Origin of the sequence: Mycobacterium sp. E3298, assembly GCF_001666895.1 — a bacterium.
Taxonomy (GTDB): domain Bacteria; phylum Actinomycetota; class Actinomycetes; order Mycobacteriales; family Mycobacteriaceae; genus Mycobacterium.
In genome coordinates this window covers 1-645 of record NZ_LZJB01000473.1, presented here as the reverse complement: position 1 = coordinate 645, position 645 = coordinate 1, and the positions used below count along the sequence as shown (strand labels likewise).

The window sequence follows — 645 nt, the reverse complement described above, 5'->3', positions numbered from 1 at the left end:
TCCAGGCCACCGGCACCGACAACTTGCCACCGATGGAGGCCGCCCCGCCGATGGCCGCGGCCGGGTGCACCGCTCCGGCACCGCCGCCGAGCAGACCACCGAGCCCACCCAGACCGGGCAGCGCCTTGGCTGCCGCCGGAGCCGCACCACCGATCAACCCCACCGTCTTGGAGATCTGGGTGAAGGTGTTGGCCATACCGGTACTGAAGTACGGCAGACCCTCGGTGTTATAGAACAGGCTGGCGAACGGGCTGTAGCCGTTGACGGCCGCCCCCAGGTTGGTGGGGAAGGCGGTCTGGCCGGTCAACAGGAACCACAGCTCGCTCATCGGGTTGTTCGTCGTCGCGGCGGTCGCTGCTGCCTTGACTGGCGCGGTGGTCGTCGTCGTGGCGGTGGTGGCCGCGGCCACCCCGTATGCGGAGTGGCTGGCCAGCACGGCGGCGCAGGCCGAGCAGGCCGCGGTGCAGGCCGCCGCGGCGGCGGCGGCTTATGAGGCGGCGTTCGCCGCGGTGGTGCCACCGCCGGTGATCGCGGCCAACCGGGCGTTGGTGCAGCAGTTGCAGGCCACCAACGTGATCGGGCAGAACACCGGGGCGATCGCGCAGTTGGAGGCCCAGTACGGCGAGTTTTGGGCCCAGGATGCCG

General features: G+C 71.0%; 1 protein-coding gene and 1 pseudogene. One reads left to right on the top strand and one right to left on the bottom strand.

Annotated elements, in window-relative coordinates; all coding sequences use genetic code 11:
- Positions 1–391, bottom strand: a pseudogene (locus tag A9X05_RS31275) (hypothetical protein); the annotation flags it as partial.
- Here A9X05_RS31275 and A9X05_RS21700 point away from each other — a divergent pair.
- Positions 375–645 (top strand): PPE domain-containing protein (locus tag A9X05_RS21700; RefSeq protein ID WP_304442457.1); only part of this gene is annotated, 271 nt, incomplete at its 3' end. The pseudogene A9X05_RS31275 and the gene A9X05_RS21700 sit on opposite strands and share 17 nt — an antisense overlap.